We start from the raw sequence: 8762 nt of genomic DNA, 5'->3' as shown, positions 1-8762 counted from the left end.
CCACATCATGCTCTGAACATGCGCCCACCTGTGCCTGAAACCTTATTAGAGAAACCTCAATTTAGTGGTGCCGAACGAGGGGGCTAGACAGGACACCCGTGCAGGCACAGAACGGAGAGCTGGCGACCATGGTCGGCGCCGACCCAGTTGTTTTTGAGCGTTTGAAGCCTGTTATCGCAGCTTGGGCAAAGACCATCGTTCACATCGGCCCATGTGCTGCAGGGCATAAAATGAAGCTTCTGAATAACTTTCTTTCACTGGGATACGCGGCGCTCTATTCGGAAGCGTTGGCACTGTCCGAAAAAGTCGGAATATCCACCAAGGAATTCGACTCGGTCATTCGTGGCAGCAGGATGGATTGCGGGTTTTATCAAACCTTCATGGGGTACGCCATTGAAGGCAATCGAGACTCCCACAAATTCACTTTATCCAATGCTCTGAAAGATTTGCGTTACCTCGAAGCCATGGCAGATGAAGTGGGGCTGTCCAATCCAATCGGAAACGCCGCAAAAAACAGTTTTGCAATGGCGCTCGCCGCTGGAGGTGACGGGCCGAACGACTACGTTCCTCACCTTGTGGATTTCGTAGCTGCGAGAAACGGCGTATCCAAGGCGTAATTCTGGTCGCATTGCACAAGCAGTTAAATGCGAACTCTTTAAGACACGGGCACAAGGATTTCAGGTAATACCGCCAATCATGATGAGGATTAGAACTGAGAAGTTTTTTCCTTGGCGTTTGAATAGAAAGTTTCATCCTGCGTCATTTCCTTCTTAACATCAAATCCTTCGTAAAACCGCGCTACTACCTCTGACGTCGTTAAATTTACAGAGTGGTTGTCGTGTGTTACGTTGAAATCCGGATAACTCAATTCACGGATGCTCACGAACTGTTGGCGCTCAGAGCAAAAACCAATCAATTGACCTCCTCCGAACCGCTTCACAATGCGGCCTGCTGCCGGTTAGTTGAGCTCAACTGGCGCTGAATGAAAAGGCGCGGGACTTCTTTGCCAAGTCACTCACTCAACAATAAAAAAGAATAATGAAATACTTGCTCCAAACTCCAAGTGCCAGAGCAATCCTGATGGCACTCTTCATAATCATTGTCGTGAGGGTGTGCAGCCATGAAGGAGCTGGATATCAAGAGCCTGATAAAGAGTATTGGGACGGCAGAGGCAGGCCCTAACCCGCACTGCCACAGCCTTATGTGTCTTCTTTCCTCTCATAAGCTGTCATCTGAGAAAAATGGTCAGATGACCAAGTTGAGCCTAAAATGCCCCTGATCCACGAACATCGGAATACAAAAAACTGCAAGTAATCGGCATTCTATGCAGCTAAGTGAGCTACGAGAAGGTATATGCATAAGTCCGAAGTGTTAAATGCGGTGCGTCAGGTATGGCAGAGCAGAAGGGAACCACTACAGTGCCGTTAAACAGACACCGCGGACCTTAGTTGTTCTTTGCCAATTTGGCATTTGGAGCCGCGTAGATGAGGGGTGCCTCGCTCGAGAACCAAGAATTCATCGCCTAACGAATAAGCAAACTCAAAAAACTGCTCGACCAAGACTATAGCCATTTCCCCTTGATCGCGTAGCAGGCCGACGACTTCCCCGATCTGTTTGATAATGTTTGGTTGAATACCTTCGGTCGGTTCGTCCAAAAGCAGTATCTTTGGCTTCGTGATCAACGCGCGCGCAATTGCAAGCTGTTGCTGTTGACCACCAGATAAGTCGCCCCCGCGCCGAGAAAGGAACTCTTTTAAGACCGGAAAAAGCTCGAAGATATAGCTGGGGATCGCGTGATCGCTGCGGGGCAGGCAGGCGAAGCCGATTTCGAGGTTTTCGCGAACCGTTAAAAACGGAAAGATCTCGCGCCCTTGCGGAACGTAAGCCACTCCTTTTCTGGCAAGCTCAAAGGAAGTGACATTGCCGATTTTTTTGCCGTTCAGCACATAGTCGCCACCGCTGCGGGGATGCGTGCCGGATATCGCTTTCAAAAGACTTGTTTTTCCAACGCCATTTGTCCCCATCACGCAGGTCACCTGACCCTGACGCGCGGTAATGTCGACGGCGTGCAAGATCAGGCTGCCGCCATAGTGCAGGGTCAGATCGGAGATGTTCAGAAGGTCAGCGGCCAAGATAAACCTCGATTACTTTTTCGTTCCGGGTGACATGGTCCAACGATCCTTCGGCCAGAACCGATCCATCGTGCAGCACGGTGACTTTGCAGTTCAAGCGACGGACAAACTCCATATCGTGTTCGACAACGACGACGGCCCGGGTTTTGGCCGCTTCGACAAGAATGTCGGTCGTATGCTTGCGCTCTGCCGGGGTCATCCCCGCCGCAGGCTCATCGACCAGCAGCAATTGCGGGTCCTGAGCCAGCAGCATCCCGATCTCGAGCCATTGCTTTTGCCCGTGGCTAAGTTCACTTGCCTTGCGGTCCAAGGCGCTCTGCAGTCCGATTTCCTCGGCCAGCGTTGCGACTCTCTCATGATCTTCCTGACGCGCCCGGAACCGCAGTACAGCCAACGGCCCGCGTTTGTTTTTCAAAGCAAGCATCAGGTTTTCTCGGACGCTTTGGTCTTCGAACACAGTCGGTCGCTGGAACTTTCGCCCCACTCCGGCCTGCGCGATCTGACTTTCGCTCATCGAAAGTAGTGAAACCGATTTTTCACCCCAAAGAACATGACCATCATCCGGCTTGGTCTTGCCCGTGATGATGTCCATGAACGTCGTCTTGCCCGCCCCGTTCGGGCCGATGACGGCGCGCATTTCGGCCGGGCCGATTTGGAATGTCAGGTTGTTGATCGCCTTGAAGCCGTCAAAGGACACGGAAACGCCAGAGACTTCGAGAAGCGTGCTCATTCATTCGCCTCCTTTTCGCGCAGCGATCCAAGGTCTGGTCCTAGGTCGGCCCCATGTCGATCCGGCGCGCGGCGCTCTGTAAGCTTGTCGATCAGTCCCCCTATGCCGCGCGGCGCGAACAGCGTGACCGCAACAAATGAGAACCCAAGCAGGATGGTCCACCAGTCGACCCATTGGATCGTGTAGAACCTAAGCGAGATATCAGGGGCTTGCCCGCCCGTGAACCATGTCGACAGCAACGAGACAAAGGCCGCACCGATCACCGCTCCGTACAGCCGTCCGCGCCCGCCGATTGCCACCCAAACGGCCAGATAAATTGACGCAATGGGCGCAATCTCGGCCGGGTTAATGATGCCCGCCTGTGGATAGTACAAAGCGCCCGCGATACCACAAATCACGGCGGTGAAGGTAAAGATGAAAAGCTTGTAGGCCTCGACCGAGTATCCAAGGAACCGAACGCGGCTTTCGTCGTCTCGGATGGCGCGAATGACCGATCCAAATTTGCCGGACACCACCGATGCGCAGACAAGGTAGCCAAGGCCAAGCGCCAAGGCGGACGCCCAGAAGAACAGGATCGAAACTGTTGATTGCGGCACCGAGTCCAGTCCCGGCAGGTTCTGCAGCCCGGACAAACCATTGTTCCCGCGCAACCCGCTGTCGTTCTGGAATAGGTACAGAGACAGCGCCAGCGTCATCGCCTGCGTCAGGATAGACAGGTAAACCCCGGTCACCCGACTGCGAAACGCCAGCCACCCAAAGATAAGGGCCAGCAGACCGGGCACCAACACGACGGCAGCCAGTTGCAGCGGTAGGGAATGTGCGAAAGCCCAGATTGGGGGGAACTCGGATGCGCCGACAACGCCGAAAATCTGAGTGGCAATGCCATCCGAGATTTCCTGAACCGTCGGCGGCAAGGCAGAGGCCGCGAGGCTGTCGACCACGATTATCTCGGTACGGGCGTACATCAGCCACATGCCGATGGCATAGCCGCCAATGCCAAAGAACGCCATGTGCCCCAGCGACAGGATACCTGTGTATCCCCACACCAGATCCATTGCCAGCGCAGCAAGACACAGGCACAGCGTCTTGCCCAAGGCTTTTATAAAGCTGGTGGAAATCAGCCCGATGCCAAACCCTTCGCCCAAAACGGTGATGATCGCCGTAAACAGGGACAGGATGATCAGAAAGATCGCGACAGAGGGATAACGCAGAACCAGCGGCTTGCGTATCGGCTCGGCTGTAGAAGTCATGTCAACCATATCACGCTTCCGCCGCCCGACCTTTTAGCGCGATGATGCCGCGCGGTCGGAATTGAATGAACAGGATGATGAAAAGGATCATGTAGGTCTGCGCAGCCAGCGTATTGGAGGGGTTGAACCACTCAATCCCCTTTTGCAGCGTTCCGACCATCGTCGCGCCCAGCAACGTGCCCCAGATGTTGCCAACGCCGCCGACGACCACCGTCATAAAGCTCTGTACAATGTAGTCAGAGCCCATCTCGGACGTGACTTTGGCGTAAAGCCCGATGGCCACGCCGGCGATGCCAGCAATGCCCGAACCCAGACCGAACGTCAGCATGTTGATCCGGTCCGGGTTGATGCCCATCGAGGACGCCATGCGCGGGTTCTGGGTCACAGCCCGCACCTCAAGCCCCAGCCGGGTTCGGTTCATGACAATAAGGAACAGCGCCAGAAACAGCAGTGCCAGAACGAAGATCGCAATGCGAATGTAGCTGATCGACACGATGTCGTTCAGAACCATCGACCCATCCAACCATGCCGGCGCAGTCAGAGGACGCGCCTGCGTGCCAAATATATTTTTGGCCAGTTGCTGCAAGGCAATGGAAACACCGAAGGTTGCCAGCAACGTCTCTAGCGGGCGGTGGTACAACCACCGAATGACGAGCCGCTCCAGCAGAACTCCGGCCCCGAAGGTCACGAGAAACGCGCATGGAATAGCCACAAGGATCGAAAGAGTCAGGTCAGGAATGAACAACTGCACCACATAGCCGGTGTAGGCGCCCATCATAATGAATTCACCATGCGCCATATTAATCACGCCCATGACCCCGAAGGTGATCGCAAGACCGAGTGCAGCGAGGAAATAGATCGAGGCCAGAGACAGCGCGTCCAACACCAGATCCGCTGTCTGGTTCAATGCAACCTGCGTTTCGATGTTGTCCAAAGCCGCCTGCGCAGCAAGGGCAATGGGAAGGGGGGCCGACACGTACACCTTGAAAAACTTATGCTTTTGAACGGCTTCGGCAATATCTTCCTGTGTCACCAGAGGGGCCGCCAAACCTTGCTGGGCCAACACCTGATACGCGGCCTCTCGGGCGGCGTCCTCGTCAAGGCTCGCCACTTGCACACCCGCAACGGTATCGCCGTTTATGTTGGCGATCAGGGTTTGCTTTACCGCTGCGGCATCCACCGGTTCCGGGGCCAACCCGTTTGCGACAAGAAGGTTATAGGCTTGGTCCTGCGTCAACTCGTCTGATCCGACCTCAATGCCAACCGCACCGTCCGGGATTTCATCTGCGGCCTTGATTTCGGATGAAACCAAAGGATTGAGCGTTGCCCTGACATCAACACCCAGATCGCCGGCAAAGCTGTCGATTGCAGCAAGCCTCGCGGCCTCATCCTCATCAAAGCGAATGGTGAGCAAGCGTTCCAACCGGTCTTTGCGCGCCGTGAGGTCTGCGTCTTGTTCAGCCTCGATGGAACCCCGCAGGGCAGACAGGTGCGACGCTTCGGCGTCTCGCTCAATCGCTGTCAAAGCAGCGACGCGTGTCCTTGGATTGGGGTCGTTCAGCTGAAACTGCACCAGAGCAGACGCGATCAACCCGCGAATGCCAGAATTGGGCTTGAGTTGTTTGTATTTCTTTTTCTCGACAACCCCGATCTCGGCCCCGTCAGATACATCGAAGATCTGCAACCCACCGTCAGCCTTTGAGGCAAAGACAAAAAGACCGGTTTCTTTGTTGAACCACATGTCCTTGGCCTGCCAACGCTCCAGAACGGTCTGCGCTTCCGGCAGCCCACTTTGCGCCAGCGCGTCGATCGCAGGGCCAATCGTCTTGCGAGAGGATTTCTGAATCACCTCCGCGTGGGACTGCAATATCTGCTGCACCGGGGCGTCTGCGGATTGCGCTTGCAAAAGGGTAGGGGCCACAAGGACCAGCAGGGCAAGCACTGCCCGCCTGAACGGAAGCGTCATTTAGGAAGACCTTTGTATTGAGCCTCGGGGCACAACTCGCGCGCCCCGAGGAATTCAGGTTAAGACCTTAGTAGTTGGACTTGATCTGTACGCAGCTCTCGGTTTCGGTGTTGTACATCCCGCAACCCAGCTCTTTCCAATCCGACACGAGAACAGCGGACTCAGGCAGATAGTCGGTCCAGGCATCGCCCGGAACTTCTTCGGTCTGGCTGATGATGTCGAACTGACCGTCTTCCTGGATTTCACCGATCAGGACCGGCTTGGCCAGATGGTGGTTGGGCAGCATCACAGCGGTGCCGCCTGTCAGGTTCGGGAATTCCTGACCGTACATGGCGGTCCGAACAGCGTCCACATCGGTGGTGTCGGCAGCCGTCGCCGCGTTCACCCACATGTTGAAGCCGATATAGTGGGCCTCCATCGGGTCATTGGTCACACGGTCCTCACCCATTCGGGCTTTCCAAGCTTCGACCCATGCTTCGTTCGCATCGCTTTCGGCCGACTGGAAATAGTTCCAGGCCGCCAGGTGACCGACGAGGTTGGTGGTATCCAGACCGGCCAACTCTTCCTCACCGACCGAGAAGGCGACAACCGGAATGTCATCAGCCGAGATGCCCGCGGCCGCAAGTTCCTTATAGAAGCCGACGTTCGCGTCGCCATTGATGGTCGAAATCACGCCGACTTTCTTGCCATCCGCACCAAGCGCGACCACGTCGGCCACGATCTTGGACCAGTCCGAATGTCCGAACGGCGTGTAGTTGACGAAAATGTCCTCTTCCGCGATGCCCTTCTGCTTCAGGTAGCTTTCAAGGATATTGTTCGTGGTCCGCGGATAGACGTAGTCGGTTCCCAGCAGCGCAAATTTCTCAACTCCCAGCTCATCCAGGAAGTAATCCGTGGCTGGGATCGCCTGCTGGTTCGGCGCAGCGCCTGTGTAGAATACGTTTTTCGAGCTCTCTTCGCCCTCGTACTGAACCGGATAGAACAGCAGGCCGTTCAGTTCTTCGATCACCGGCAGGACGGATTTGCGGGAAACCGATGTCCAGTTGCCAAAGATCACGTCAACTTCGTGCACTGTCAGCAACTCACGCGCCTTTTCGGCAAAAAGCGGCCAGTCCGAGGCCGGATCTACAACGACAGCTTCAAGCTCGCACCCCAGAAGACCACCGGCTTCGTTTTGCTGTTCGACCAGCATTTCCATCGTGTCTTTCAGCGTGGTTTCCGAAATGGCCATGGTGCCGGACAACGAATGAAGGACGCCAACCTTGATCGGGCAATCGGCCAGTGCAGGCAATGAACTGGCCAACAGGACTGCGGCGGTTGTGGTGAGAAGTTTGGTGTGCATCAGCATTTCCTTTTATGCGACGCGCAGCAGGGTTGTTCGGGGCGCCGAAACGTCCCATATACCCCCCACGCATAATTGCGGTGTGCGAGGGCGTCTTCAGGTTTCCTGGGCCGGGCACCTTCGCACATGTTCCAAGCCGTCTTGCGGCACTCCATAGTGCTAGGACAGTTCTCCGCAGCACTCAGAGTCTCATGACCCGAGTTCCTGGACAGATTGAGGGTATTGCCTAATCTTGCGGCAGCGCAGCATGCCCCGCTTAATAATGCGGCAGCGCAGCGAAGCGGCTCTTATGCACCGCCAAGGATCAACAAGTTACACTGATCCAAATACTGCTTGGCAGTACGGCGCGCCACATTTGCCTTCGTTTCGTCTGAACCAAAGGTCGCGGTTTGCAGCAGACGTGCATGCGCGTGTTTGGAATTCACCCTGTGGCTTAGGACAAATTCGGCATTTTCTGCTGTGGTTGTCGCTTCCAGCAGAGACACAAACCCGCCGCGCCGCAGTTCATAGTCCTGAGCTTTGGCATCGTTCAAAAGCCACGCATGTTCCATTTCAGCCGAGAAGCGCCCTGCACAACCTGCAAAGGACTTTACGATCCCACTTTCTGCATAGAGCAATCCAGAAGACGCCAGGATGCACAGATTTGAAAGCAAAAACGTTCTCAAAGTGCTCATAAAATTACCATCGTCAATGGAAGTGCGCCCGTCAAGGCAGCACTCTGAAATCAACTGTGTTCAGTTTAGGGCTTACTTGAAATAAAATACCCCGCCTTTTTCGAGCTCAGATTTGATTTATCACACCGGTTCCGCAATATAAGGCCAAGCTCGCACCAAACTTCTGAAGAGGCCGAACTGACGCTCACTATCGGCTTCAAATAGCTAAAGCGTCGCATTAGTTGGAAGTTTCAATGTCTGAACTGAGACCCGCTTGAAACTCTCGATCCGCTACCCAAGACCAAGATTGAGGCCGCTCAAGCAGTCGTTCACTCAAACCAAACGTGCTGCAGTGTAGCAAACAACGGCTTTGTCCGCATAGCGGTCCCTCAGACAGATCGTAGCGAAAGACCGCACCGAGCCCCAAACGTACCATTGCTGCGGTCTGTACCAAGGTCGCCAACGCGCAGTAAGCAGACTTTGCAAACTTTAGCGAAATGACCACGACCAAACTTGAATTGTAGTTCTGACGCAACCCGACCAGAAATCAAGTTCTTGAGGAGTTGGTGGTCCACCCAAGCAACGGGTGGAGGTTGAAATGTCTTAGCCCCGTAAAACTGTGCCACTATTTTGGTGTCACGGAAGGGATGATGGATGGCTCGGAAGCGGTATTCGGATGAAGATGCGTT

At 54.9% G+C, this 8762-nt stretch carries 7 protein-coding genes; 1 reads left to right on the top strand and 6 read right to left on the bottom strand.

The window, feature by feature from the left end; genetic code table 11:
• Positions 1-98 precede the first annotated feature (98 nt).
• Positions 99-617, top strand: coding sequence for an NAD(P)-dependent oxidoreductase (locus ACR0J8_RS23565; RefSeq protein WP_480892682.1), 519 nt, complete (start codon positions 99-101; stop codon positions 615-617).
• An 807-nt stretch (positions 618-1424) separates the two neighbouring features.
• On the opposite strand, the gene urtE is transcribed toward ACR0J8_RS23565, so the two are convergent.
• The 6 genes from urtE to ACR0J8_RS23535 form a co-directional block, all read right to left on the bottom strand.
• Positions 1425-2132, bottom strand: coding sequence for an urea ABC transporter ATP-binding subunit UrtE (urtE, locus tag ACR0J8_RS23560; RefSeq protein ID WP_170612204.1), 708 nt, complete (start codon positions 2130-2132; stop codon positions 1425-1427).
• Positions 2122-2862, bottom strand: coding sequence for an urea ABC transporter ATP-binding protein UrtD (urtD, locus tag ACR0J8_RS23555; protein ID WP_170612202.1), 741 nt, complete (start codon positions 2860-2862; stop codon positions 2122-2124). The genes urtE and urtD overlap by 11 nt, the downstream gene beginning before the upstream one ends.
• On the bottom strand, positions 2859-4112 hold the full coding sequence (gene urtC, locus ACR0J8_RS23550; RefSeq protein WP_480491775.1) for an urea ABC transporter permease subunit UrtC: 1254 nt from the start codon (positions 4110-4112) through the stop codon (positions 2859-2861). Before urtC ends, urtD begins: the two co-directional genes overlap by 4 nt.
• A 10-nt stretch (positions 4113-4122) precedes the next feature.
• On the bottom strand, positions 4123-6078 hold the full coding sequence (urtB, locus tag ACR0J8_RS23545) for an urea ABC transporter permease subunit UrtB (protein WP_480892678.1): 1956 nt from the start codon (positions 6076-6078) through the stop codon (positions 4123-4125).
• 67 nt (positions 6079-6145) lie between these two features.
• Positions 6146-7420, bottom strand: coding sequence for an urea ABC transporter substrate-binding protein (urtA, locus tag ACR0J8_RS23540; RefSeq protein WP_170612198.1), 1275 nt, complete (start codon positions 7418-7420; stop codon positions 6146-6148).
• Positions 7421-7707: 287 nt separating this feature from the next.
• Positions 7708-8148, bottom strand: a complete 441-nt coding sequence (locus ACR0J8_RS23535) for a hypothetical protein (protein ID WP_480892675.1) — start codon at positions 8146-8148, stop codon at positions 7708-7710.
• Positions 8149-8762 lie beyond the last annotated feature (614 nt).

This window comes from Ruegeria sp. N11 (assembly GCF_056531525.1).
The sequence above is the reverse complement of the archived record's forward strand: the minus strand, read 5'-3'. Positions and strand labels throughout refer to the sequence as shown.

Coding starts and splice junctions, on each gene's coding strand:
- urtB (WP_480892678.1), bottom strand. CDS start 6,078: ATGACGCTTCCGTTCAGGCGGGCAGTGCTTGCCCTGCTGGTCCTTGTG.
- urtC (WP_480491775.1), bottom strand. CDS start 4,112: ATGACTTCTACAGCCGAGCCGATACGCAAGCCGCTGGTTCTGCGTTAT.
- urtD (WP_170612202.1), bottom strand. CDS start 2,862: ATGAGCACGCTTCTCGAAGTCTCTGGCGTTTCCGTGTCCTTTGACGGC.
- urtA (WP_170612198.1), bottom strand. CDS start 7,420: ATGCACACCAAACTTCTCACCACAACCGCCGCAGTCCTGTTGGCCAGT.